Below are 23,901 nucleotides of genomic sequence, written 5' to 3'. Positions count from 1 at the left end.
CGTTTAATGCTTTGTGCTTAAAAAACCGCCCCGAAGGGCGGTGATATTACTTCACGCAGCGCGCGCACTGCCCGGACTGGATCTGCTGGAAGAAGTCGTTGCCTTTGTCATCCACAAGGATAAACGCCGGGAAGTCTTCAACATCGATTTTCCAGATGGCCTCCATACCCAGCTCAGGGTACGCCACGCACTCCAGACTTTTAATGCTGTTCTGCGCCAGAATCGCCGCCGGGCCGCCAATGCTTCCCAGGTAGAAACCGCCATGTTTTGCACAGGCGTCCGTCACCTGTTGGCTGCGGTTACCTTTCGCCAGCATGATCATGCTACCGCCTTGCGACTGCAGCTGATCAACGTAGGAGTCCATGCGCCCGGCGGTGGTCGGGCCCAACGAACCTGACGCGTAACCTTCCGGCGTTTTCGCCGGACCAGCGTAGTAAATTGGGTGATCTTTCACATATTGCGGCAGCGGTTGGCCGTTATCCATCAGCTCTTTCAGCTTCGCATGCGCGATGTCGCGCGCGACCATGATGGTGCCGCTCAGCGACAGGCGTGTGGAGACCGGGTATTGTGTCAGTTGCGCGAGGATCTCTTTCATCGGGCGATTGAGATCCACCTTCACTGCTTCCCCCTCACCTGCCTGACGCAGCGCCTGCGGGATATATTTACCCGGATTCTGCTCCAGTTTCTCCAGCCAGATGCCATCGCGGTTGATTTTACCTTTGATATTACGATCCGCTGAGCAGGAAACCCCCATCCCCACCGGGCAGGAGGCGCCATGGCGCGGAAGACGGATCACGCGAATATCGTGGGCAAAATATTTCCCGCCAAACTGTGCACCGAGGCCAAGGTTTTGCGCTTCCAGCAGCAGCTCCTGTTCGAGTTGCACATCACGGAATGCCTGACCATGCTCGTTACCTTCTGTCGGCAGCGCATCGTAATATTTGGTTGAGGCCAGTTTTACCGTCTTAAGCGTGGCTTCCGCCGACGTGCCGCCAATGACAAAGGCGATGTGGTATGGCGGGCAGGCGGCAGTACCAAGGGTGCGCATTTTCTCGACCAGGTAATTTTTAAGTTTCGCCGGGGTAATCAGCGCCTTGGTTTCCTGATACAGATAGGTTTTATTGGCGGAACCGCCACCCTTGGCGATACAGAGAAATTTGTACTCGTCGCCATCCACGCTGTAGAGATCAATCTGCGCTGGCAGATTGCTGCCGGTATTCACTTCTTTATACATATCGAGCGGGGCATTTTGCGAATAGCGCAGGTTATCTTCGATATAGGTGTTGTAGACGCCGCGTGCCAGCGCCGCTTCATCACCGCCGCCCGTCCACACGCGCTGCCCTTTTTTCCCCATAATGATGGCGGTACCGGTATCCTGGCAGGTAGGCAGAATCCCCTTCGCGGCGATCTCTGAGTTGCGCAGAAACTGTAGCGCAACATATTTGTCGTTCTCACTGGCTTGCGGGTCATCCAGAATATCCGCCACCTGCTGTTGGTGCGCCGGGCGCAGTAGGAAGGATGCATCGTGGAAAGCATGCTGAGCCAGCAACGTCAGCGCCTGCGGATCGACTTTAAGGATCTCCTGGCCTTCGAAGTGGGCGACGGAAACATGGTCGCGGCTGAGCAGATAGTATTCGGTGTCATCCTTTCCGAGCGGGAAAGGTTCCTGATAATAAAAGGGTTTGTTCGACATTGTTCTCTCACTTACGACACGATCTGGTTATTGTTCAGGCAGCATATCCCTCTGCCCTCTGGCATAGCGAGTCGCCATATCCTACACAATTTTTTAACAAAAACTGAGACTAGTACGACTTTTTGTCCCCGCAGGTTACTTCGCGAAGGTTTATTGCTTTAATGACGCAATAATGTGTTCAATTGAAAGGGCTTGATAATGCAAAAACTCATTAACTCAGTGCAGAACTATGCCTGGGGAAGTCATACTGCGTTAACGGAACTCTACGGTATCGCGAATCCCGACAACCTGCCGATGGCGGAGTTATGGATGGGCGCCCACCCGAAGAGCAGCTCAAAAGTACTGGATGCCAGCGGTCAACCCCAAGTGCTTCGCGAGGTGATCGACCAGGATAAACGTCGCCTGCTGGGTACTGCCGTTGCCGAACGTTTTGGTGAATTGCCGTTTCTGTTTAAAGTGCTCTGTGCCGATCAGCCACTCTCCATTCAGGTACATCCGAACAAGAAAAACTCTGAAGCTGGCTTTGCCAAAGAGAACGCCGCCGGCATCCCGCTGAGCGCGGCCGAGCGTAATTATAAAGATCCGAACCATAAACCGGAGCTGGTGTTCGCCCTGACGCCGTTCCTGGCGATGAATGCGTTTCGCGAGTTTTCCGACATCGTTTCATTATTGCAGCCGGTTGCCGGCGCGCATCCTGCGATCGCCCACTTCCTGCAAGCGCCGGGGGCTGAACGCCTGAGCGAACTGTTCGCCGCATTACTGAATATGCAGGGTGAGGAAAAATCCCGCGCGCTGGCGGTACTGAAATCCGTACTGGAACATCAGCAGGGTGAACCGTGGCAAACCATCAAGGCCATTGCGGCGTTCTACCCTGACGACAGCGGCCTCTTCTCTCCGCTGCTACTTAACGTGGTAAAACTCAATCCGGGTGAAGCCATGTTTCTGTTTGCCGAAACGCCACATGCCTACCTGAAAGGCGTGGCGTTGGAAGTGATGGCGAACTCGGATAACGTCCTGCGTGCGGGGCTAACGCCGAAATACATTGATATTCCGGAACTGGTGGCCAACGTTAAATTTACGCCGAAACCGGCGGGAGAATTACTGACCCAGCCCACCCGCAACGGCGCTGAACTCGATTTCCCGATCCCGGTAGAGGATTTTGCTTTCTCTCTGCACGATCTGTCGCCTACGGAAACCAGGCTGACGCAACAAAGCGCGGCGATTGTTTTCTGTGTGGAAGGCGAAGCGGTGCTGAGCAAGGGCGCAGAGCGTCTGGTGTTGAAACCGGGCGAATCCGCGTTTATTGCTGCAGACGAAACAGCGGTGACAGCAAGCGGTACGGGCCGACTGGCGCGCGTGTTTAATAAGTAAAACTAAGTTACTGTATTTTTTAGCAAGGATTGCTAAGCTTGGGGTAACTAACTCAACAGTCCAGGCGGTTTACACCGCCTGGTTTCATTTTTTATGGATAAACACTATGAAAAAAACGCTGGTTGCCGCAGGAGTGATCGTTGCACTGGGTGTCGTCTGGACCGCAGGCGCCTGGTACACAGGGAAACAACTTGAAGGCCGTCTGGCCGATATGGTCAGTGAGGCAAATGCGCAAATTAAGCGCAACGCACCGGAAGCCAATGTCGAATTGCTGGCGCAGGATTATCGCCGCGGTCTCTTCTCCAGCCAGTTCAATCTGCAAATCAAGCCGGTAGACGGCAGCGAAAACCCGTGGCTGAAACCGGGTCAAAGCGTTGTGCTGCATGAAGTTGTGGATCACGGTCCACTGCCGCTGGCGCAGCTAAAGTCATTCAATCTGATGCCATCAATGGCGTCTGTTCATACCGAACTTGTTAATAATGACGTGACCAAAGCGCTGTTCGAGATTGCGAAGGGCGAATCGCCTTTTACTGCCGATACGCGAATTGGTTACAGCGGGGATACCCGCAGCGATATCAGCCTGCGCCCGCTTAACTCAGAAAAAGACGGCGAGACCGTGGCCTTCAGTGGTGGCGAGTTCCGCCTCACCGCCGATAAAGACGGCAATGCCATTTCGTTGAGCGGCTCCGCTGAAAGCGGCCTGGTGAATGCCGTCAATGAATACGGTCAGAAGGTACAGTTGTCGTTCAACAACCTTAAAACCGACGGTTCCAGCGAACTGGCCAGCTTCGAAGAGCGCGTGGGAAGCCAGAAACTGAGCCTCGATAAGCTCGCCATCGCCATTGAGAATAAAGAAATGGCGGTGCTGGACGGGATGAATATCAACGCAAAATCTGACGTCGCGACGGACAAAAAAACCATTAACAGCCAGCTGGACTACACGCTGAATAGCCTGAAAGTTCAGGGGCAGGATCTGGGCAGCGGCAACCTGACATTGAAAGTGGGCCAGATTGATGGTCAGGCATGGCATCAGTTTAGCCAGCAGTATAATGCGCAAACCCGCGCCCTGATGGCGCAACCGGATGTGATGCAGAACCCGGAACTGTATCAGCAAAAAGCCACTGAGGCCTTCCTGAGCGCCGTACCATTGCTGCTGAAAGGCGAACCGGTCATTACCATTGCACCGCTGAGCTGGAAAAATGCCAAAGGTGAAACCACGTTTAACCTTTCATTGTTCCTGAAAGATCCTGCTAGCGTGACCGCAGCACCGCAAACGCTGGCGGAAGAAGTCGACCGGAATGTGAAATCTCTCGACAGCAAGCTGACTATTCCGGTGGATATGGCCACCGAGTTTATGACGCAGGTTGCGAAACTGGAAGGTTATCAGCAGGAAGATGCGGCGAAGCTGGCGAACCAGCAGGTGAAAGGCCTTGCCGCAATGGGGCAGATGTTCCGCATCACCACGCTTGAGAACAACACCATCCTTGCCAGCCTGCAATATGCCAATGGCCAGGTCACGCTGAACGGGGAAAAAATGCCGCTTGAGCAGTTTGTCGGTATGTTCGGCTTGCCGTCACTGCAACAGCAGGAACAGCCGGATGAAACCCCACCGCTGACACCGGCGGTTCCGCAGCAATAATCTGAAAAGCCCCTCTGCGGAGGGGCTTTTTTTATCCCATAAGGCTGTGCTTTCACGCCAGGGCTTACGGCCAAACAGATATGCTGCATGGCCGGATTCATTGCTGCGAACGCTGTACCTGACCAGAGAATAATGACGCAATTGCGCTTTGCTGGTTGCGCAACATAGCTTTTCACCGCCTTTTCTTCTTATAATGGTCTGCACTTTATCAAAAATAAGAGTGCGACCATGATAGATCCCAACCTGCCACTAACCGATATTCATCGCCACCTTGACGGCAACATCCGTGCCCAAACCATTCTGGATCTTGGCCGCCAGTTCAATTTAACGCTCCCCGCCGGGACGCTCGACACCCTGCGCCCGCATGTTCAGGTCACCTCGAATGAACCGGATCTGGTGAGTTTTCTGGCCAAACTCGACTGGGGTGTAAAAGTACTGGCATCGCTGGATGCCTGCCGCCGCGTTGCGTATGAAAATATGCAGGATGCCGCGCAAAACGGCCTGCACTATGTCGAACTCCGCTTCTCGCCGGGTTATATGGCCATGACCCATAACCTGCCAGTGGCGGGCGTAGTGGAATCGGTGATTGCCGGGATCCGCGAAGGCAGTCGCGACTTTAATGTTGAGGCGCGTTTAATTGGCATTATGAGCCGCACCTTTGGCGAAGCCGCCTGTTTGCAGGAACTGGAAGCGCTGCTGGCCCATCGGGACAGCATCACTGCACTGGATCTGGCCGGCGACGAACTGGGCTTCCCGGGGAGCCTGTTTCTACCTCACTTTAACCGCGCGCGCGATGCGGGCTGGCGTATTACCGTTCATGCAGGCGAAGCTGCGGGTCCAGAGAGCATCTGGCAGGCGATCCGTGAACTGGGCGCGGTACGCATCGGGCATGGCGTAAAAGCCATTGAAGATCCCGCGCTGATGGATTTCCTTGCGGAGCAGCGAATCGGCATCGAATCCTGCTTAACGTCGAATATTCAGACCAGCACCGTCGCGTCGCTGGCGCGTCATCCGCTGAAGACATTCCTTGAGCACGGAATTCTGGCCAGCATCAACACTGACGATCCTGCGGTTCAGGGCGTGGAAATTGGTCACGAATATAATGTGGCCGCCCCGGCTGCAGGGCTGAGCCGCGACCAGATCCGCCAGGCGCAAATCAACGGGCTGGAGATGGCGTTTCTCAGCGACAGCGAGAAACAGACGCTTCGCGATAAAGTCGCTACTGCGTAATAAAAAACCGCTCACGTCCTTGCGTGAGCGGTTCATCCTCAGGTGAGACTCAGCGTGGCGCGGTGTTTCGCCGACTCAATACCCAGTTCGATCAGCTCCATGATCCGGATAGCCTGGCTGGCCGGAACCGGGTTTTCACCGACACCGTTCAGCGCATCGCGGATCGCAGCATAATAAGCAGGGTAATTCCCCGGCAGCGTGAGCCAGTTCTCTTCCTGACGCTCTTCGCCTTCCACGCGAGTCAGCACCCCATCCCGCATGTCATAGCCCCAGTCCGCCTGCGGCAGGCGCGCACCGCTTTTCAGGCACTCCTCCTGTGGGTCGAGACCGTATTTCACATAACTGCCGCGGCTGCCGTGCACGATATAGCGGGCAGATTCAGCCGCCGCCAGAAGGGTACCGTGCAGTATTACCCGACGCTGCGGGTACGAGAGCACCGCATGGAAATAGTCGGTTGACTGGGCTCCGGGGCGTAACTGCGCCAAATCGACCGTCATGGAAACCGGCAGACCAAACAAGTTAACCGCCTGATCGAGCAGGTGCGGTGCTAAGTCGTACCAGATCCCGCTGCCCGGACCGCCCTGTTCGCGCCAGCGATTGCGCACCTGCGGGCGGTAGCGGTCGAAATGGGATTCGAAATAAGCCACTTCACCAAGCGTTCCGTCAGCAAGCAGCGCTTTCAGCGTCAGGAAATCGCTGTCCCAACGACGGTTATGGAACACTGATAGCACACGACCAAGACTGCGCGCCAGCGCATCCAGTTCACGTGCCTGTGACAACGTCACAGTGAAAGGTTTATCCACCACAACATGTTTACCAGCCTCCAGCGCCGCTTTCGCCAGCGGGAAGTGCGTATCGTTGGGGGTCGGGATAACAATCAAATCGATTTGCGGATCGTTAAACAGGTGTTTAGGTTCCGAAACAACCGGCACCGCAGGCCAATCCGCTTTCACTTTCGCTTCATCACTGCTGGAAATGGCCGCCAGCTCCATCCCTGCTGTTCCGGCAATCAGCGGCGCGTGGAAGGTTTTACTGGCATAGCCATAACCGATTAATCCGACACGGATATTATCACTCATATTGCGGCCTCTCCTCGTTGGATGAGCTATTTCACACTATCAGTCTCGTTGCGACAACCTGTTCAGTTATTGCCGGGCAAATCGTATAAATAAACATCGTTCAGCCCTGGTTTCCTGGCCTGGAATCTGCTTAAATCCCCGATCAACGCCTTGCCGCTAACGGGCGGTCTCAGTAACATGCGTGGGCTAACATCAGGGAGTAGTAGAAGTATGGCCGCAATCTTCAATCGGATCATTGAATTAATGGGCTGGGTTGTGCTCGGCGTATCAACCATACTGTTGGTTTTCGCCAGCCATATTGATAATTACCAGCCGCCGGAACAAAGCATCGTTGCACAGAAAAAATAGCGTGCAGTGCATCCCTTACGGCGAGTAAATAAACAAGCAGATGTTTATTGCCAGTCATGGTGAAGATCGTTACTCTTCTACCGGGCGCTGTTCTGGCGCCCGGTTTCATCCGGAAAGAAAACTCTTAATTTAATGGCAGAACAATCAGCGACTATTTACGTCCTGTTAATAATGTTTATTATTCGAACGAATTATACACACCTGTATTTCTGCCTCTTTGATTATATGGATAACCCTCAACATGACCGTCCAGGACTATTTATTAAAATTTCGCAAAATCAGTTCGCTTGAAAGTCTGGAAAAATTGTTTGATCACCTTAACTACACCTTGAGCGATAACGAAGAGATCATCAATATGTACCGCGCAGCCGATCATCGTCGCGCTGAGCTGGTCTCCGGTGGCCGTCTGTTTGACATTGGATGCGTTCCTAAATCCGTATGGCATTACGTGCAATAACGCCACTGGCAATCAGCATGTAATGCTTTATACTCCTCGCCCGGCGCAATAAACCTATCGCAATAATGCCTGAGCGAGGAATGCAATATGACAACACTCTCCGCAGAAAGAATCGGCGGCTGGTTGCTTGGCCCTCTGGCCTGGTTGCTGGTGGTATTGTTCAGCACGTCGCTGGCGTTATTAATGTACGGAACGGCATTATTGACGCCGCAAACCGTCACCATGCTCGGTACGATGCCCTTTCGCGACACACTGCTGTGGTTTGTGTCGTTCGCCTGCGCGCTGGGTATCTGGTACTACACCTTCTGGCTGGTGATTGCCTTTTTTAAACGCCGCCGTAGCGTACCGAAGCATTATATCGTCTGGTTGCTGATTTCCGTCTTGCTGGCGGTGAAAGCCTTTGCTTTTGCACCGGTTTCCGACGAATTGGCCTTACGCCAGTTGCTGTTTCCGCTGCTTGCCGCCGCGTTAATGGTGCCCTATTTCAAGCGCTCCACGCGCGTTAAGAAGACCTTTATTAACCCGTAATAACCTTACAGTTATCCTGTTGTCGCCCGGTGCTGTTTGACCGATAATAGGCGGCTTTTTTTATTTCAGGCCACATCATGACAGACTATCTGCTGCTATTTATCGGAACGGTACTGGTCAATAACTTCGTACTGGTGAAGTTTCTTGGCTTGTGTCCGTTTATGGGCGTATCCAAAAAACTGGAAAGCGCGATGGGCATGGGACTGGCGACCACTTTCGTGATGACGCTGGCCTCCGTCTGCGCCTGGCTCATCGATACATGGGTGTTGATCCCGCTGGATTTAGTCTATCTGCGCACGCTGGCGTTTATTCTGATTATCGCCGTGGTGGTGCAGTTCACCGAAATGGTGGTGCGCAAAACCAGCCCGGCGCTCTATCGCCTGCTGGGTATCTTCCTGCCGCTGATCACCACCAACTGTGCGGTGCTGGGTGTGGCCCTGCTCAATATCAACCTTGGGCACAATTTCATGCAATCGGCGTTATATGGTTTCGCTGCTGCGGTAGGGTTCTCTCTGGTTATGGTGTTGTTTGCGGCGATCCGCGAACGCCTGGCCGTTGCCGATGTGCCCGCCCCTTTTCGCGGCAATGCGATTGCGTTAATCACTGCGGGCTTAATGTCTCTGGCCTTTATGGGCTTTAGTGGTCTGGTGAAACTGTAATGAGTGCGATTTGGATAGCCGTTGCAGCCCTGAGCGCGCTCGGGTTGTTATTCGGCCTTATTCTCGGTTACGCCTCCCGCCGATTTGCGGTGGAAGACGATCCGGTCGTTGAAAGAATTGATGAGTTATTGCCGCAAAGCCAGTGCGGGCAGTGCGGCTATCCTGGCTGTCGCCCTTACGCTGAAGCCGTTGGCAAACAAGGCGAAAAAATTAACCGCTGCGCCCCTGGCGGCGAGGCCGTGATGCTCAAAATCGCCACCCTGTTGAATGTCGATCCGCAACCGATTGATGGCGATGCCGAGGCCAGGGAACCCGTGCGCATGCTGGCTATCATTGATGAAAACAATTGCATCGGCTGCACCAAATGTATTCAGGCTTGCCCGGTGGATGCCATCGTTGGCGCAACCCGCGCCATGCATACGGTGATGAGCGATCTTTGCACCGGTTGCAATCTTTGTGTGGATCCGTGCCCGACACAGTGTATTGAACTGCGTCCGGTGGAAGCGACCACCCGTAACTGGAAATGGGATTTGCAGACCATTCCTGTGCGCACTATTGCCGTGGAACAACATGCTTAAGTTATTTTCCGCTTTCCGAAAAGAGAAACTGTGGGATTTTCACGGCGGTATTCATCCGCCTGAAATGAAAACCCAATCAAACGGAACGCCGCTGCGCCAGATACCGCTGGCGAACCGTTTTGTCATCCCCTTGAAACAGCATATCGGCGCTGAAGGCGAGCTATGCGTAAACGTGGGCGACACTGTTCTGCGCGGTCAGCCGCTGACCCGTGGTCGCGGGCGCATGCTGCCCGTACACGCGCCGACGTCCGGTGTGATTACCGCTATTGCGCCACATTCGACAGCGCACCCTTCCGCACTGCCGGAAATGAGCGTGATCATTGACGCCGATGGTGAAGATCGCTGGATCGATCGCGATGGCTGGCAGGATTACCGTTCCCATAGCCGCGACGCGTTAATTACGCGTATTCACCAGTTCGGTGTCGCCGGTCTGGGTGGTGCAGGCTTCCCGACCGGTGCCAAGCTCCAGGGCGGCGGCGATAACATTGACACGCTGATAATTAATGCTGCTGAGTGCGAACCTTACATCACGGCGGACGATCGCCTGATGCAGGATTGTGCAGCACAAATTATGGAAGGCGTGCGTATCCTGGCGCACATTCTTCAGCCGCGTCAGACCCTTATTGGCATCGAAGATAATAAGCCGCAGGCCATATCGATGATGCGTGCGGTACTGGCGGGCAGTCACGATATCCAGCTGAAAGTGATCCCTACCAAATACCCGTCCGGCGGTGCTAAACAGTTAACGCAAATCCTTACCGGTAAGCAGGTGCCGCACGGTGGTCGCTCTTCCGATATTGGCATTCTGATGCAAAACGTCGGGACAGCGTATGCGGTGAAACGCGCCATCATCGACGGCGAACCGCTGACCGAACGCGTAGTGACCTTAACCGGCGAAGCGATCACCCGTCCGGGTAACGTCTGGGCGCGCCTTGGTACACCTGTTCGCCACCTGCTCGATGTCGCGGGTTTCTGCCCCTCTGCCGAGCAGTTGGTGATTATGGGCGGGCCGCTGATGGGCTTCACCCTGCCGTGGCTTGATGTGCCGGTCGTTAAGATAACAAACTGCCTGCTGGCGCCCTCCGCAAGCGAAATGGGTGAGTCGCAAGAAGAGAAAGGGTGTATCCGTTGCAGCGCCTGCGCTGATGCCTGCCCGGCGGATTTGCTGCCACAGCAACTCTACTGGTTCAGCAAAGGTCAACAGCACGATAAAGCCACCGCACATCATCTTTCCGACTGTATTGAGTGCGGTGCGTGCGCCTGGGTCTGCCCGAGTAATATCCCTCTGGTACAATATTTCCGTCAGGAAAAGGCGGAGATCGCCGCCATCGCAGAGGAAGAACGACGCAACGCTGAAGCCAAAGCACGCTTTGAAGCCCGCCAGGCACGGCTGGAGCGCGACAAACTCGCGCGCCTCGAACGCCACAAACAAGCCGCCGTGCAACCGGGTGCGAAAGATCAGCAGGCAATTGATGCTGCTCTGGCGCGCGTCCGTGAAAAACAGGCTGCCGCCACAAAACCTGTCGTGATTCAGCCGGGCGAACAGCCGGATAACAGCGCAATGATCGCCGCCCGCGAAGCGCGAAAAGCGCAGGCACGTGCACGCCAGGCTGAAAAAGCACAGCGCACAGAGCAGGAGCACCCTGCGGCGACTGATGCCCCCGTTGATCCGCGCAAAGCCGCAGTGGAAGCAGCCATTGCCCGCGCCAAGGCACGCAAACTGGCGCAAAGTGGAGCCAATGAGCCACAACCGGCCATCGCAGAAGAACCTGGGGTGGCTGATGCACCTGTCGATCCACGCAAAGCCGCAGTGGAAGCAGCCATCGCCCGCGCCAAGGCACGCAAACTGGCGCAAAGTGGAACCAATAAGCCACAACCGGCCATCGCAGAAGAACCTGGGGTGTCTGATGTGCCAGTCGATCCGCGCAAAGCCGCAGTGGAAGCAGCCATCGCCCGTGCCAAAGCACGTAAATTAGCCCAGTCGCAGGCCGCCGTGCCGCAGGCAGCCAATGATGACCCACGCAAAGCCGCGGTTGCCGCCGCCATTGCCCGGGTTCAGGCGAAGAAGCGTGCGCAACAAGCTGTCAACGAGGATTAAATGGTTTTCAGAATCGCAAGTTCCCCCTATACCCATAACCAGCGTCAGACCTCACGCATTATGCTGCTGGTCACGCTGGCGACACTGCCCGGCATTGCGGCGCAATTATGGTTTTTCGGCTGGGGAACAGGGGTACAAATCGTCCTCGCCATCGTCAGCGCGCTGGCGGCAGAAGCGCTGGTACTGCGGTTACGCAAACAGCGCGTCGGTCAGATTCTGGCAGACAACTCCGCCCTGCTGACCGGGCTTCTGCTTGCTATCAGTATTCCGTCTCTTGCCCCCTGGTGGATGGTGGTGCTGGGTACCGTTTTCGCGGTGATCATCGCCAAGCAACTCTATGGTGGATTGGGACATAACCCGTTTAACCCGGCGATGATTGGTTATGTGGTGCTGCTGATCTCTTTCCCGGTGCAAATGACCAGTTGGTTGCCGCCGTACGACATCGCTCGTACCGCGCCCGGTTTTTTCGATGCCATGCAGATGATTTTCACCGGGCATACCGCCACGGGTGCAACCATGGAAAACCTGCGTATCGGTATTGATGGAATAAGCCAGGCGACACCACTTGATACCTTCAAAACGTCTTTGCATGCCGGTCACAGCGTTGAGCAGATCCTGCAATATCCGATTTACAGCGGCGTGCTTGCAGGCGCAGGCTGGCAGTGGGTGAACCTCGGTTATCTGGCAGGCGGCGTGTTCCTGCTGTGGCAAAAAACCATTCGCTGGCATATTCCGGTCAGTTTTCTCGTCACGCTGGCCCTCTGCGCCACGCTGGGGTGGATCTTTTCGCCTGCGTCGTTGGCCGCGCCACAACTTCATTTGCTCTCCGGTGCAACGATGCTGGGAGCGTTCTTTATTCTTACCGATCCGGTGACCGCCTCCACCACCAATAAAGGCCGCCTGATTTTTGGTGCACTGGCTGGTCTGCTGGTATGGTTGATTCGCAGTTTTGGCGGCTATCCGGACGGTGTGGCGTTTGCGGTGTTGCTGGCCAACATTACCGTGCCGTTGATTGACTACTACACGCGTCCACGCGTGTACGGGCATCGCTAAGGAGCCGGTATGCTAAAAACAATGCGCAAACATGGCCTGACGTTGGCGTTGTTCGCCGCCGGTTCTACGGGGCTGACGGCTGCCATCGATCAGATGACCAAAACCACCATTGCCGGGCAGGCAGCGATACAGCAGAAAGCACTGTTTGATCAGGTTATCGCTGACGATAGCTATAATAATGCGCTGCAACAGAGCTGTTATCTGGTGAGCGACCCCGCGCTGGGTAAAGGCCAGCATCATCTTTGGATCGCTAAAAAAGATGAACAACCGGTAGGGGCGATTATTGAAGCCACAGCGCCGGACGGCTATTCCGGCGCTATTCAGTTGCTGGTTGGTGCGGATTTTAATGGCACTATTCTGGGCGTTCGCGTCACCGAGCACCACGAAACACCGGGACTTGGCGATAAAATTGAACGGCGTATTTCCGACTGGATCACCCACTTTTCCGGGAAGACAATAGACGGCGCTGCCGACAGCCATTTTGCGGTGAAAAAGGACGGTGGTGATTTCGACCAGTTTACCGGTGCCACCATCACCCCGCGCGCGGTTGTTAACGCGGTAAAACGTACCGGCCTGTACGCAAAGACGCTCCCTGAGCAGCTACCCCATTTGCCGGTTTGTGGAGAGTAAACCATGAGCGAAGTCAAAGACGTTATCGTCCAGGGATTGTGGAAGAACAACTCCGCACTGGTTCAGTTGTTGGGGATGTGCCCCCTGCTGGCGGTCACCTCTACTGCAACCAACGCCCTTGGTTTGGGACTGGCAACCACGCTGGTGCTGACCCTCACCAACCTGTTTATCTCTTCCCTGCGCCGCTGGACGCCGGATGAGATCCGTATTCCCATTTATGTGATGATTATCGCCTCAGTCGTGAGTGCGGTGCAGATGCTGATCAACGCCTATGCGTTTGGTCTCTATCAGTCTCTGGGGATCTTTATTCCGCTGATTGTCACCAACTGTATTGTTGTTGGGCGTGCGGAAGCTTTCGCTGCCAAAAAAGGCCCGGCGCTGTCAGCACTGGACGGTTTTTCTATTGGCATGGGTGCAACCAGCGCCATGTTTGTGCTGGGCTCCCTGCGTGAGATCCTTGGCAACGGCACGCTGTTCGACGGTGCCGATGGGTTGCTGGGCAGTTGGGCAAAGGTACTGCGCATTGAAGTGTTCCACACCGATTCGCCCTTTTTACTGGCGATGCTGCCCCCAGGCGCGTTTATTGGTCTGGGTATGATGCTGGCAGTGAAGTATTTGATTGATCAAAAAATGAAAAAACGGCGCGAGGCAATGGCCGTCGCCAGTGAAGAACCGCAGGCGTCGCCCGGGAAGGCATAATGAACAAAGCAAAACGGCTGGAAATACTTTCCCGTTTACGGGAAAACAACCCGCACCCCACCACGGAATTGCATTTTAACTCTCCGTTCGAACTGCTGATCGCGGTGCTGCTCTCCGCGCAGGCAACCGACGTCAGCGTGAATAAAGCCACCGCCTTACTCTACCCGGTTGCAAATACCCCGAAAGCCATGCTGGAGTTAGGTGTGGAAGGCGTAAAGCAGTACATCAAGACTATTGGTCTGTTTAACAGCAAAGCAGAAAATGTCATCAAGACCTGCCGCATTTTGCTGGAACAACACGGTGGCGAAGTTCCGGAAGATCGGGCAGCACTGGAGGCATTACCAGGCGTCGGGCGTAAAACGGCAAACGTGGTACTGAATACTGCCTTCGGCTGGCCGACGATCGCCGTAGATACCCATATTTTTCGCGTCGCCAACCGCACCGGGTTTGCACCTGGCAAAAATGTGGAGCAGGTAGAAGAGAAGCTGCTGAAGGTTGTACCGGCAGAGTTTAAGGTCGATTGCCATCACTGGCTAATCCTGCACGGGCGATACACCTGCATCGCCCGTAAACCGCGTTGCGGCTCCTGCATTATCGAAGATCTGTGCGAATACGGCGACAAAACGGACTGAGCATTCTCAGAACGGGCGCATCACGGCCAGCAGAATAATCAACGCCACTGCACTGATCGTCAGTGCGGTGGCTTTTGTTATCATCCCGGTGCCCTTTACTGCTTCGCCTGCCGCCATACGGCGCAACGTGGCAGAGAGAAAACCGTGCAGGCCGGAAAGCAGAACCACCAGCACCAGCTTTAATACCAGCCACATATGCGGCAACTGACCGTGTGCCACAATCATTACTATCCCGGCTACCCACAGTAACAACATCGCGGGCGTCGTCACGCGACGACTCCAGCTACGCACGTCCCTGAGCAGGCCTGAAACCGTGGTGACATCCTTCTGTGCGGCGCTCCAGCTTGCCACCACTGCCATCACCAATATTCCGCCAATCCAGACAATCGCCGCAATAATATGCAATGCATTGAGCCATGGGTGAAAATTCATCTTTTAACTCCGAAGAAAAGGCCAGACAGAAGTGTGACAGCGCAACCGCACGCTGTCATGAACAAAGCGCGGCATAATCATTAAAAGTACGACATTTTGGTTCGCTGCAGGTCACCTGCCGGCAAAAATGCGCCTGAACGTGCTGATTTTACATCGATCATCGACGTGACGACTTTCACATCTTTGAAAGTTCTTTTTTGTCGAGGATTATCCGGAAACACGTCGCGCGAATGCAGATAATTCTCCCCTTATTCGTATTTAATGAGGGCAATCCTTTTTTTAGATGAAAAAAATCCTACCGCCCTGTGATAATCGTAACATTGCTAATACCTTGTTAAAAAAGCGTATCTTCGCCAACACACTTCGACCACAGAACAAAGTTTAAACAGCCACTCACCATAGATAAAACCAGATACATTTTATAAAGCAGTCCAATACACTACATTATTAGCAAAACAGCAGAATATATACCTTAAACCCAGATAGCGACGCTTGAATGCAGAGGAAAAAACCATGTTTACTGAGATGGTGAAATTTAACTCTGAATAACAATTAAAATAGCCGAGCAATGTAACGATATGGATCTATGTAACAGAATATGTCAAAGGACTTGCCTGAAAGCGCAGGATAGTGAACATTACCCGCCGTTTCCCCTCCCAATATAACTATAAGCGTGATGAACTCTGGTCATTGCGCGCCGAACACCCCCGTTAATATGGGATGTAAAAAAAGAGGTATATGTGTCGACTGCAAACAAACCAACCGAAAGCGTCAGTTTGAACGCTTTTAAACAACCGAAGGCGTTCTATCTCATCTTCTCCATCGAATTATGGGAACGTTTTGGTTATTACGGCCTGCAAGGGATCATGGCCGTTTACCTGGTGAAACAACTGGGTATGTCAGAAGCGGACTCTATCACCCTGTTCTCCTCTTTCAGTGCGCTGGTGTACGGTCTCGTCGCCATCGGCGGCTGGCTGGGCGACAAAGTACTGGGTACCAAACGCGTAATTATGCTGGGCGCAATCGTACTGGCAGTGGGTTATGCGCTGGTTGCCTGGTCCGGTCACGATGCAGGTATCGTTTACATGGGTATGGCGGCTATCGCCGTGGGTAATGGCCTGTTTAAAGCCAACCCCTCTTCCCTGCTCTCAACCTGCTATGCAAAAGATGACCCACGTCTGGACGGTGCATTCACCATGTATTACATGTCCATCAACGTCGGTTCCTTCTTCTCGATGCTGGCGACACCGTGGCTGGCAGCGAAGTTTGGCTGGAGCACCGCCTTTGGTCTGAGCGTTGTTGGCCTGCTGATCACCATCGTTAACTTCTCCGTCTGCAAACGTTGGGTGAAAAACTACGGCTCTAAACCGGACTTCGAACCGCTGCGTGTTGGCTACCTGCTGGCAACTATCGTGGGTATCGTGGTGCTGGTGACGATCGCAACCTGGTTGCTGCACAACCAGGGCATCGCACGCATGGTGCTGGGCGTCGTAGCACTGGGCATCATCTGCATTTTTGCCAAAGAGACTTTTGTACTTAAAGGCGCAGCACGTCGCAAAATGATTGTTGCCTTTATTCTGATGCTGCAGGCGATTGTTTTCTTCGTTCTCTACAGCCAGATGCCGACCTCGCTGAACTTCTTCGCTATTCGCAACGTGGAACACACCCTGTTCGGCATCGCGTTTGAACCGGAGCAGTACCAGGCGCTGAACCCATTCTGGATCATTATTGGCAGTCCGATCCTGGCCGCCCTCTATAACAAAATGGGCGACACCCTGCCAATGCCGTACAAATTCGCTATCGGCATGGTGCTGTGCTCTGGCGCGTTCCTGATCCTGCCGCTGGGCGCTAAATTCGCCTCCGACGCGGGTATCGTGTCTGTAAGCTGGCTGATTGCAAGCTATGGCCTACAGAGCATCGGTGAGCTGATGATCTCCGGCCTCGGCCTGGCGATGGTGGCACAACTGGTGCCGCAGCGTCTGATGGGCTTTATCATGGGTAGCTGGTTCCTGACCACCGCAGGTGCGAACATTATTGCCGGCTATGTCGCGAATCAGATGGCCATCCCGGAAAATGTTACCGATCCGCTGATGTCACTGAACATCTACGGCAGCGTCTTCCTGCAAATCGGTATCGTTACTGCTGTGATTGCCGTGCTGATGATCCTGACAGCGCCGAAGCTTAACCGCATGACTCTGAGCGACGACAGCGCCAGCAAAGCGACTGAAACCGCCACCGCTTAACATTCGCGGGGAACACGAAATTTAAAGCCGCTAACGCAGGTTAGCGGCTTTTTTTTTATTCCACTGCGTAATAACCTATGACCGGAATCAGCCATAAGGAAACAATAATGAAACTGTTTTACAAGCCAGGCGCCTGCTCCCTTGCCTCCCACATCACCCTGCGCGAAGCCGGGAAAGTGGTCTCCCTGGTCAGCGTCGATTTGATGAAAAAACGCCTTGAGAATGGCGATGACTTTTTCGCTATCAACCCGAAAGGTCAGGTCCCTGCGCTGCTGCTGGACGACAGCACGCTGATCACAGAAGGCGTGGCGATCATGCAATACGTGGCAGACAACGCACCAGAGAGCCAGTTGCTGGCACCCGTGGGCACCTTACCGCGTTACAAGACACTGGAGTGGCTCAACTTTATCGCAACGGAGCTGCACAAAGGCTTCACCCCGCTTTTCCGTCCGGGTACACCGGAAGAGTACAAACCCACCGTCCGCGCACTGCTGGAGAAAAAACTGCAGTATGTTAACGACACGTTGAGTCAGCAGGAATGGATCAGCGGGGCACACTTTACCGTTGCCGATGCTTATCTGTTCACGGTGTTGCGCTGGGCGCGCGCGGTGAAACTGAATATGGCTGAACTGACGCACATCGACGCCTATATGGCGCGCGTTGCCGCACGCCCGGCAGTGGCTGCCGCAATGGCGGCGGAAGGGATTGCGTAAGGGTTTAACAATGGTCTGATGGCGAACGCGTCATCAGCCCCGGAGATAAAGGCGGGGTTTCCCGCCTTTTTTATAGCTGTGTGGCACTGAACAGATGCCCGGGGTGTGCAATCCGATCCTGAGCCGCCACCACCTGAAGTTCGTACTCCTGCATCGCTTTGGTGGTGATCATAATTTCGTAGACTGCCGCTGTTACATGCTCCAGCGCCTCGCGAATCGTCGCACCCTGCAACAATTTCACCAGCATCAGCCCACTGGTAACATCACCAACGCCCACCGGCTGCCGTGCGCCAAAATCCACCAGCGGTCGGCTGATGTGCCAGGCTTCGTCTGATGTGACCAGCAGCATTTCAAAACGATCTGCGCTTAACCCGGCGCGCGCCAGGTGTTTCACCAGCACAATCTGCGGCCCCTGAGCAATTAATTCACGAGCAGCCCGTACCGCCTCTTCCACGTTATTGACGGCGTGTTCGCAGAGGATCTCCAGCTCAACCAGATTCGGCGCGATAATATCGCTGGCCGGTAGCGCATGGCGCACATGGAATTCCGCTACGCCAGGGGCGACGATACATCCTTTTTCCGGGTGGCCCATCACCGGATCGCAAAAATATTTCGCCCGGGGATTTGCTGCTTTCACCTGACGGACGATCCCCAGAATATGTTCACCCTGCTCGGCCGAACCCAGATAACCGCTCAGTACGGCGTCACAGCGCTGTAGCTGGTCAATGGCGGCAATCCCCTGCACTATCTCCGTCAGGTGCGCTGGCGGCATCACACTGCCGGTCCATTTACCGTATTGCGTATGGTTAGAGAACTGCACCGTATTCAGCGGCCAGACATTCGCACCTAACCGGCGCATAGGAAATTCAGCAGCACTGTTCCCCGCATGACCAAAGACCACATGCGATTGAATGGCGAGAATATTCTTCATGGTTGTTGCCTTGCAAGAATGAGCAATAAAAGAAGGGAGTGATTTCTCACTCCCTTCGTCCTCAGAGGGGTAGTAAATTACTTCCAGCAAACCAGACAGTAATTCTTCTTACCGCGACGCAACAGCGTGTAACGACCAAACAGACGATCGCTGTCGGAGAAGACATATTCCGGATCGGACTGTTTTTCACCGTTAATGGTCACGGCATTGGATGCGATGGTTTTACGTGCCTGGCCACGAGACGGTTGCAATTCGGAATCCACCAGCGCTTGCATCAGATCCGCGCCTTTCTCCATCTCAACCATTGGCACGCCATCCTGCGCCAGTTGCTCAAAATCCGCTTCACTCAGCGCACTCAACGTACCGTTAAACAGACTTTCCGTGATACGTTTAGCAGCGATAAGCCCTTCTTCGCCGTGTACCAGGCGGGTTACCTGCTCCGCCAGAACGTATTGCGCGCGCGGCGCTTTGCCGCTGTTCTTATCTTCTTCTTCCAGCGCATTAATTTCTTCAATATCCATAAAGGTGAAGAACTTCAGGAAGCGGTAGACATCCGCATCGGCGGTGTTGATCCAGAACTGGTAGAACTTGTACGGACTGGTTTTCTTCGGATCCAGCCATACCGCGCCGCCTTCGGTTTTACCGAATTTGGTGCCATCGGCTTTAGTGATCAGCGGAACCGTCAAGCCAAAGACCTGGTTCTGATGCAGGCGGCGGGTCAGATCGATACCGGAGGTGATGTTACCCCACTGATCGGAACCGCCAATCTGCAATACCACACCGTGCAGCTTGTTCAGGCATGCAAAGTCGTAACCCTGCAAGAGGTTGTAGGAAAACTCGGTAAACGAAATGCCCACATCATCGCGGTTCAGACGCTGCTTCACAGCTTCTTTGTTAATCATTTGGTTAACAGAGAAGTGTTTGCCGATGTCACGCAGGAAGGTCAGCACGTTCATATTGCCGAACCAGTCATAGTTGTTCGCGGCGATAGCGGCGTTGTCACCGCAATTGAAGTCAAGGAACGGCGCGACCTGTTTGCGGATCTTATCCACCCACTCTTGCACGGTGTCTTCAGTGTTCAGTTTACGCTCGGTGGCTTTAAAACTTGGGTCACCAATCAACCCGGTGGCGCCGCCGACCAGTGCAACCGGTTTGTGACCAGCCTGCTGGAAGCGTTTCAGGCATAACAATGGAACAAGATGCCCCAAATGCAAGCTGTCAGCGGTAGGATCGAAGCCGCAATAGAGCGCGATCGGGCCCTGCGCCAGTCGCTCTGCTAACGCTTCCTCGTCCGTCACCTGAGCCACAAGGCCCCGCTCTTGCAATTGTTTAATCAAGTTACTGCTTGCCATCAAATTCTCCATGTATAAAACGGATTGCACCTTTGCCGGTACACGACTTTTCGCCAGATGCGAAAGGATACTTCATGGGGGGCAGATAGAATAAAGCGCCGGAACACGGAGTGCCAGCGCTTAACGCAACATTTTTCAGGGATTACGGAGCGAGACGATCAATTTTCCACGCGTCATTTTCGCGTTGGTACAAAAAACGATCGTGCAGACGGTTCGCACCGCCCTGCCAGAACTCCATTTGTTCAATGCTCACGCGATACCCGCCCCAAAAACTGGGTAATGGGATCTCGCCCTGCTGGAATTTTTGCTTCAGTTCAAGGAACTTACTTTCCAGGATACCGCGTGCTGAAATCCGACTGGACTGTTTGGAGACCCAGGCACCGATCTGACTGTCGCGCGGGCGGCTGTGAAAATATTTCACCACCTCCAGCGTCGACAAACGTTCCGCTTTCCCGGTGACCATGACCTGGCGTTCCAGCATGTGCCAGGGAAAGAGCAGACTGACGGCCGGGTTCTGTTCGATATGGTGCGCTTTACGGCTACCGAGGTTGGTGTAGAACACCAGCCCTTTTTCATCATAATGCTTGAGCAACACAATACGCTGGTAAGGTTGCCCGCTTTCATCCACCGTGGCGACAACCATCGCGGTCGGATCGGCAAGCTGTGCTTCGCAGGCCTGGCCCAGCCAGCGTTCAAAGAGTTTCAGCGGTTCAGCGGGAAGGTCGCCGCGGCGCAGGCCACCTTTGGTGTATTCACGGCGCAAATGCGCGATTTGCTGCAATTGATCGTTATCAGACATGGCGTTAGCGAGTGTAATCATCAGGTAGGGCTATTATGCGCCCCCCTGTGAAAATCTCAACGCCGCGGATTTTGTAACTGGCAGTTATTCAGCACAATACGGTCACGTTTATAGACCGTGGCGGTATCCCCTTTCGACCAGAACACGTAAACGCCATCGGTATAGCGGGCACCTGAGGCGGATAATCCTTGTTGTAGGGTCAGAACCTTATCCTCCCAGACAAAGCTGACTTGCTGGCGCGGGTGATTAAGTTTGACGGTAAGCGGCTTTTCATCACACTGGTATTCCAGCGTATCGGTTTGCATGCGTTCAACGAACTGGTGGTAATAACTACACCCGGCAAGCAGCGCGGGCAGGCAGGCGATCAACAATTTTTTCATGAGGTGTTCCCGTGACTGTCCTGGTCATGGAGGGCGAAACACCCTCCTTACGCTCCGTCAGTCTAACGGTGCACCTGCAATGTGGAATTCAGCTAACTCTGATTCTGGCGCGGGTTGGCCGGGAAAATCGCCCCCAAAATCGTGGGCGCTGAGGCTCCGGTTACCGACGGCAAATTACCGGGCAACCCCGCCAGTGTACGCCAGGCCAGCCAGGCAAACGCCAGCGCTTCCATATCATCGCCGCTGATCCCGGCCTCATCAGTCGTACCGACTTCAATGCCTGGCAACAACCCCGCCAGACGCGCCATGACCAACGGGTTGCGGCTGCCACCGCCGCAGACAAGCAGCCGGTCACATCCACCGCTCAGTAAAACTTGCTCAGAAATCGTCACCGCCGTCAGCTCTGCCAGCGTGGCTTGAACATCACTCCCGTTGAGCACCGGGAAAGGCGCCAGATGGCGCTCCAGCCAGCCATAATTGAAATACTCGCGCCCGGTACTTTTGGGCGCGGGAGCGGCAAAGTACGTATCGCTTAGCATGTTTTGCAGCAGCGGCAGGATAACTTTGCCTTCGCACGCCCACTGAGCATCTTTATCGTAGGGTTTGCCTTTCTGCCGCCAAATCCAGGCATCCATCAGCATATTGCCCGGTCCGGTGTCATACCCCCGCACGGGTTGCCCGGGGATAAGCAACGACAGATTTGCAATACCGCCAATGTTCAGCACCATACGGCGCTCAACCGAGTGCGCCAGCAGCGCATGGTGAAAAGCGGGCACCAGCGGCGCGCCCTGGCCACCCAGCGCGATATCACGACGGCGGAAATCCCCCACCACGGTCACACCGGTCCGCGCAGCTATCTGATTGTTATCACCGATTTGCATCGTATGCGGCGCAATGCCGGTGGGTTCATGCCAGACGGTCTGCCCGTGGCATCCAATGGCGACGATATCTTCCGGGCGCAATTGTTCTCTGTCCATCAACGCCAGCACGGCATCCGCAAACAACGTGCCCAACTGCGTGTCCAGCCTTCCCAACTGCGATAGCGTAAGCTGCTGCCCCTGGCAGATATTGAGGATCGCCTCTTTCAGCGGCAGCGGAATGGGAAACGTCAGGCTTGCCTGCTGGGCGACCATCGTGTCATCGATGGCAGCCAACACCACGTCAATACCATCCAGACTTGTTCCCGACATCACTCCAATATAGCGACCCGATTTCATACGCCTTCCTTTAATGCATGACAGAGGGGTAACACTCCACCATAAAGCCGGGGGTAAAGCCATCGCGTACAAACACTTTTTAACAATCAAGTCTATTTCTGTTAAGTGAAATTAACATCGCCAACGCTTATAATCGCTTCGTTTAGATCGGGTTAAGCTCCCTGAGATTATTATTTTTGCCGGGATTTGGCAGAAGATATGACCTGGCATGAGTAAAATGCCATATAATTTAGCCATGATGGATGCTCATAAGAGCGTTTCATGGTGAACAGGAGATTCATAAATGATGTTACGTGCACTGGCAGTTTCGCTGATTGGTCTTACCCTGGCTGGCTGCGTCAATAACGACACGCTTTCTGGTGATGTCTACTCTGCATCCGAAGCCAAACAAGTGCAAAATGTCACTTACGGCACCATTGTGAACGTACGTCCGGTACAGATTCAGGGCGGTGATGATAACAATGTCATCGGCGCAATTGGCGGTGCAGTGCTGGGCGGCTTCCTCGGAAACACCGTTGGCGGCGGTACCGGACGTTCTCTGGCGACAGCAGCAGGTGCAGTTGCCGGCGGCGTAGCGGGCCAGTCGGTTCAGGGGGCGATGAATAAAACCCAGGGTGTAGAACTGGAAATCCGTAAAGATGACGGCAACACCATTATGGTCGTGCAGAAACAGGGCAACTCCCGTTTCGCAGCAGGTCAGCGCGTTGTGCTGGCAAGCAATGGTCGTCAGGTGACCGTCTCCCCGCGCTAAGTCAGGTTGCAGTGTGACCCATTGCAGTTTGTTTAACCGTGTCAATGTAAAAGACCACCTTCTTAGAAGGTGGCTTTTGAGAATGCCCCCTGTAAGGGGGGCTATTGTCACTTTCCGCTTACTACTCTAGCAATTCCATTTGCTGTTCATGTATTTGTTCCGTTTTCTCCTGATGCCTCACATATCGTCTGATAATTTCCTCGTTCACACCGACAGTATCTACAAAGTAGCCACGTGACCAAAAGTTGTTGCCCCATAGCTTCTTTCTTATGTGTGGGAAACGATTGTAGAGTCTGATTGCGCTGCGACCTTTCAGATGCCCCATTAGAGTTGATATCGAGATTTTCGGCGGGACTATTACGACCAGATGTACATGATCTGGCTGAACA

Annotated in this window: 25 protein-coding genes; 16 read left to right on the top strand and 9 right to left on the bottom strand. The window is 54.2% G+C overall.

Translation table 11 applies throughout. The annotated features are described in order from the left end of the window. Positions 1 to 46: 46 nt before the first annotated feature. The gene (gene fumA, locus GA0061071_RS15605) at positions 47 to 1,693 is read right to left on the bottom strand and encodes a class I fumarate hydratase FumA (protein ID WP_061495413.1); all 1,647 of its coding nucleotides are present in this window, start codon (positions 1,691 to 1,693) and stop codon (positions 47 to 49) included. A 198-nt stretch (positions 1,694 to 1,891) separates the two neighbouring features. Here fumA and manA point away from each other — a divergent pair, with 198 nt between their 5' ends. The 3 genes from manA (at position 1,892) to add (ending at position 5,933) form a co-directional block, all read left to right on the top strand. Next, complete coding sequence (gene manA / locus GA0061071_RS15600) at positions 1,892 to 3,064, top strand: mannose-6-phosphate isomerase (protein ID WP_088237444.1); 1,173 nt, start codon at positions 1,892 to 1,894, stop codon at positions 3,062 to 3,064. 106 nt (positions 3,065 to 3,170) lie between these two features. Beyond that, entirely contained in the window at positions 3,171 to 4,703 is a 1,533-nt protein-coding gene (locus GA0061071_RS15595) for a YdgA family protein (RefSeq protein WP_088237443.1), read from the top strand. 228 nt (positions 4,704 to 4,931) lie between these two features. Further along, positions 4,932 to 5,933 (top strand): adenosine deaminase, encoded by a 1,002-nt coding sequence (gene add / locus GA0061071_RS15590; protein WP_061495407.1) that lies wholly within the window; start codon positions 4,932 to 4,934, stop codon positions 5,931 to 5,933. A gap of 38 nt (positions 5,934 to 5,971) precedes the next feature. Here the strand turns inward: add and GA0061071_RS15585 are convergent, their stop codons facing one another. Then, positions 5,972 to 7,012, bottom strand: a complete 1,041-nt coding sequence (locus tag GA0061071_RS15585; protein ID WP_061495404.1) for an oxidoreductase — start codon at positions 7,010 to 7,012, stop codon at positions 5,972 to 5,974. Between the two features lie 210 nt (positions 7,013 to 7,222). Between GA0061071_RS15585 and blr the strand changes: the two genes are divergently transcribed. The 10 genes from blr (at position 7,223) to nth (ending at position 14,694) form a co-directional block, all read left to right on the top strand. Then, entirely contained in the window at positions 7,223 to 7,360 is a 138-nt protein-coding gene (gene blr / locus GA0061071_RS15580) for a division septum protein Blr (RefSeq protein ID WP_061495401.1), read from the top strand. Positions 7,361 to 7,601: 241 nt separating this feature from the next. Then, the gene (ydgT, locus tag GA0061071_RS15575) at positions 7,602 to 7,817 is read left to right on the top strand and encodes a transcription modulator YdgT (RefSeq protein WP_061495398.1); all 216 of its coding nucleotides are present in this window, start codon (positions 7,602 to 7,604) and stop codon (positions 7,815 to 7,817) included. Between the two features lie 87 nt (positions 7,818 to 7,904). Continuing rightward, positions 7,905 to 8,345, top strand: a complete 441-nt coding sequence (locus GA0061071_RS15570) for a DUF2569 domain-containing protein (RefSeq protein ID WP_061495394.1) — start codon at positions 7,905 to 7,907, stop codon at positions 8,343 to 8,345. 77 nt (positions 8,346 to 8,422) lie between these two features. Continuing rightward, positions 8,423 to 9,004: an electron transport complex subunit RsxA gene (rsxA, locus tag GA0061071_RS15565; protein WP_061495391.1), complete on the top strand. Its 582-nt coding sequence runs from the start codon at positions 8,423 to 8,425 to the stop codon at positions 9,002 to 9,004. Further along, positions 9,004 to 9,582 carry an electron transport complex subunit RsxB gene (gene rsxB, locus GA0061071_RS15560; RefSeq protein WP_061495388.1) on the top strand — a complete coding sequence of 193 codons (579 nt, stop codon included), beginning with the start codon at positions 9,004 to 9,006 and terminating at the stop codon, positions 9,580 to 9,582. Before rsxA ends, rsxB begins: the two co-directional genes overlap by 1 nt. Next, on the top strand, positions 9,575 to 11,680 hold the full coding sequence (gene rsxC, locus GA0061071_RS15555; protein ID WP_088237442.1) for an electron transport complex subunit RsxC: 2,106 nt from the start codon (positions 9,575 to 9,577) through the stop codon (positions 11,678 to 11,680). The genes rsxB and rsxC overlap by 8 nt, the downstream gene beginning before the upstream one ends. Next, entirely contained in the window at positions 11,681 to 12,733 is a 1,053-nt protein-coding gene (gene rsxD, locus GA0061071_RS15550) for an electron transport complex subunit RsxD (RefSeq protein ID WP_061495382.1), read from the top strand. It begins immediately after the preceding gene. 9 nt (positions 12,734 to 12,742) lie between these two features. Further along, positions 12,743 to 13,363: an electron transport complex subunit RsxG gene (gene rsxG / locus GA0061071_RS15545; RefSeq protein ID WP_088237441.1), complete on the top strand. Its 621-nt coding sequence runs from the start codon at positions 12,743 to 12,745 to the stop codon at positions 13,361 to 13,363. Positions 13,364 to 13,366: 3 nt separating this feature from the next. Beyond that, positions 13,367 to 14,062, top strand: coding sequence for an electron transport complex subunit E (locus GA0061071_RS15540; protein ID WP_088237440.1), 696 nt, complete (start codon positions 13,367 to 13,369; stop codon positions 14,060 to 14,062). Next, positions 14,062 to 14,694 (top strand): endonuclease III, encoded by a 633-nt coding sequence (nth, locus tag GA0061071_RS15535; RefSeq protein WP_061495372.1) that lies wholly within the window; start codon positions 14,062 to 14,064, stop codon positions 14,692 to 14,694. Before GA0061071_RS15540 ends, nth begins: the two co-directional genes overlap by 1 nt. Before the next feature lie 6 nt (positions 14,695 to 14,700). Here nth and GA0061071_RS15530 read toward each other — a convergent pair whose 3' ends face one another. Next, positions 14,701 to 15,126: a CopD family protein gene (locus tag GA0061071_RS15530; protein ID WP_061495369.1), complete on the bottom strand. Its 426-nt coding sequence runs from the start codon at positions 15,124 to 15,126 to the stop codon at positions 14,701 to 14,703. 740 nt (positions 15,127 to 15,866) lie between these two features. Here GA0061071_RS15530 and dtpA point away from each other — a divergent pair. Together dtpA and gstA are read left to right on the top strand one after the other, a co-directional pair. Next, the gene (gene dtpA, locus GA0061071_RS15525; RefSeq protein WP_061495366.1) at positions 15,867 to 17,369 is read left to right on the top strand and encodes a dipeptide/tripeptide permease DtpA; all 1,503 of its coding nucleotides are present in this window, start codon (positions 15,867 to 15,869) and stop codon (positions 17,367 to 17,369) included. A gap of 107 nt (positions 17,370 to 17,476) precedes the next feature. Continuing rightward, complete coding sequence (gene gstA, locus GA0061071_RS15520; RefSeq protein ID WP_088237439.1) at positions 17,477 to 18,082, top strand: glutathione transferase GstA; 606 nt, start codon at positions 17,477 to 17,479, stop codon at positions 18,080 to 18,082. Between the two features lie 70 nt (positions 18,083 to 18,152). On the opposite strand, the gene pdxY is transcribed toward gstA, so the two are convergent. The 5 genes from pdxY to anmK all read right to left on the bottom strand — a co-directional run bounded on the left by pdxY (position 18,153) and on the right by anmK (position 22,761). Then, entirely contained in the window at positions 18,153 to 19,013 is an 861-nt protein-coding gene (gene pdxY, locus GA0061071_RS15515; RefSeq protein ID WP_088237438.1) for a pyridoxal kinase PdxY, read from the bottom strand. A 77-nt stretch (positions 19,014 to 19,090) separates the two neighbouring features. After that, positions 19,091 to 20,365 carry a tyrosine--tRNA ligase gene (gene tyrS, locus GA0061071_RS15510; protein WP_061495357.1) on the bottom strand — a complete coding sequence of 425 codons (1,275 nt, stop codon included), beginning with the start codon at positions 20,363 to 20,365 and terminating at the stop codon, positions 19,091 to 19,093. A gap of 142 nt (positions 20,366 to 20,507) precedes the next feature. After that, entirely contained in the window at positions 20,508 to 21,164 is a 657-nt protein-coding gene (gene pdxH, locus GA0061071_RS15505) for a pyridoxamine 5'-phosphate oxidase (RefSeq protein ID WP_088237659.1), read from the bottom strand. Positions 21,165 to 21,220: 56 nt separating this feature from the next. Further along, on the bottom strand, positions 21,221 to 21,544 hold the full coding sequence (mliC, locus tag GA0061071_RS15500; protein WP_061495353.1) for a C-type lysozyme inhibitor: 324 nt from the start codon (positions 21,542 to 21,544) through the stop codon (positions 21,221 to 21,223). A gap of 92 nt (positions 21,545 to 21,636) precedes the next feature. Further along, positions 21,637 to 22,761, bottom strand: coding sequence for an anhydro-N-acetylmuramic acid kinase (anmK, locus tag GA0061071_RS15495; protein ID WP_088237437.1), 1,125 nt, complete (start codon positions 22,759 to 22,761; stop codon positions 21,637 to 21,639). 283 nt (positions 22,762 to 23,044) lie between these two features. Between anmK and slyB the strand changes: the two genes are divergently transcribed. Next, complete coding sequence (gene slyB / locus GA0061071_RS15490; RefSeq protein ID WP_088237436.1) at positions 23,045 to 23,512, top strand: outer membrane lipoprotein SlyB; 468 nt, start codon at positions 23,045 to 23,047, stop codon at positions 23,510 to 23,512. A 121-nt stretch (positions 23,513 to 23,633) separates the two neighbouring features. Here the strand turns inward: slyB and tnpA are convergent. Further along, a partial coding sequence (gene tnpA / locus GA0061071_RS15485) for an IS200/IS605 family transposase (RefSeq protein ID WP_139109667.1) occupies positions 23,634 to 23,901 on the bottom strand: 268 nt, incomplete at its 5' end.

Origin of the sequence: Kosakonia oryzendophytica (assembly GCF_900094925.1) — a bacterium.
GTDB classification, from domain to species: domain Bacteria; phylum Pseudomonadota; class Gammaproteobacteria; order Enterobacterales; family Enterobacteriaceae; genus Kosakonia; species Kosakonia oryzendophytica.
This window is presented reverse-complemented; position numbering and strand designations above follow the sequence as displayed.

Coding starts and splice junctions, on each gene's coding strand:
- fumA (WP_061495413.1), bottom strand. CDS start 1,693: ATGTCGAACAAACCCTTTTATTATCAGGAACCTTTCCCGCTCGGAAAG.
- manA (WP_088237444.1), top strand. CDS start 1,892: ATGCAAAAACTCATTAACTCAGTGCAGAACTATGCCTGGGGAAGTCAT.
- GA0061071_RS15595 (WP_088237443.1), top strand. CDS start 3,171: ATGAAAAAAACGCTGGTTGCCGCAGGAGTGATCGTTGCACTGGGTGTC.
- add (WP_061495407.1), top strand. CDS start 4,932: ATGATAGATCCCAACCTGCCACTAACCGATATTCATCGCCACCTTGAC.
- GA0061071_RS15585 (WP_061495404.1), bottom strand. CDS start 7,012: ATGAGTGATAATATCCGTGTCGGATTAATCGGTTATGGCTATGCCAGT.
- blr (WP_061495401.1), top strand. CDS start 7,223: ATGGCCGCAATCTTCAATCGGATCATTGAATTAATGGGCTGGGTTGTG.
- ydgT (WP_061495398.1), top strand. CDS start 7,602: ATGACCGTCCAGGACTATTTATTAAAATTTCGCAAAATCAGTTCGCTT.
- GA0061071_RS15570 (WP_061495394.1), top strand. CDS start 7,905: ATGACAACACTCTCCGCAGAAAGAATCGGCGGCTGGTTGCTTGGCCCT.
- rsxA (WP_061495391.1), top strand. CDS start 8,423: ATGACAGACTATCTGCTGCTATTTATCGGAACGGTACTGGTCAATAAC.
- rsxB (WP_061495388.1), top strand. CDS start 9,004: ATGAGTGCGATTTGGATAGCCGTTGCAGCCCTGAGCGCGCTCGGGTTG.
- rsxC (WP_088237442.1), top strand. CDS start 9,575: ATGCTTAAGTTATTTTCCGCTTTCCGAAAAGAGAAACTGTGGGATTTT.
- rsxD (WP_061495382.1), top strand. CDS start 11,681: ATGGTTTTCAGAATCGCAAGTTCCCCCTATACCCATAACCAGCGTCAG.
- rsxG (WP_088237441.1), top strand. CDS start 12,743: ATGCTAAAAACAATGCGCAAACATGGCCTGACGTTGGCGTTGTTCGCC.
- GA0061071_RS15540 (WP_088237440.1), top strand. CDS start 13,367: ATGAGCGAAGTCAAAGACGTTATCGTCCAGGGATTGTGGAAGAACAAC.
- nth (WP_061495372.1), top strand. CDS start 14,062: ATGAACAAAGCAAAACGGCTGGAAATACTTTCCCGTTTACGGGAAAAC.
- GA0061071_RS15530 (WP_061495369.1), bottom strand. CDS start 15,126: ATGAATTTTCACCCATGGCTCAATGCATTGCATATTATTGCGGCGATT.
- gstA (WP_088237439.1), top strand. CDS start 17,477: ATGAAACTGTTTTACAAGCCAGGCGCCTGCTCCCTTGCCTCCCACATC.
- pdxY (WP_088237438.1), bottom strand. CDS start 19,013: ATGAAGAATATTCTCGCCATTCAATCGCATGTGGTCTTTGGTCATGCG.
- tyrS (WP_061495357.1), bottom strand. CDS start 20,365: ATGGCAAGCAGTAACTTGATTAAACAATTGCAAGAGCGGGGCCTTGTG.
- pdxH (WP_088237659.1), bottom strand. CDS start 21,164: ATGTCTGATAACGATCAATTGCAGCAAATCGCGCATTTGCGCCGTGAA.
- mliC (WP_061495353.1), bottom strand. CDS start 21,544: ATGAAAAAATTGTTGATCGCCTGCCTGCCCGCGCTGCTTGCCGGGTGT.
- anmK (WP_088237437.1), bottom strand. CDS start 22,761: ATGAAATCGGGTCGCTATATTGGAGTGATGTCGGGAACAAGTCTGGAT.
- slyB (WP_088237436.1), top strand. CDS start 23,045: ATGATGTTACGTGCACTGGCAGTTTCGCTGATTGGTCTTACCCTGGCT.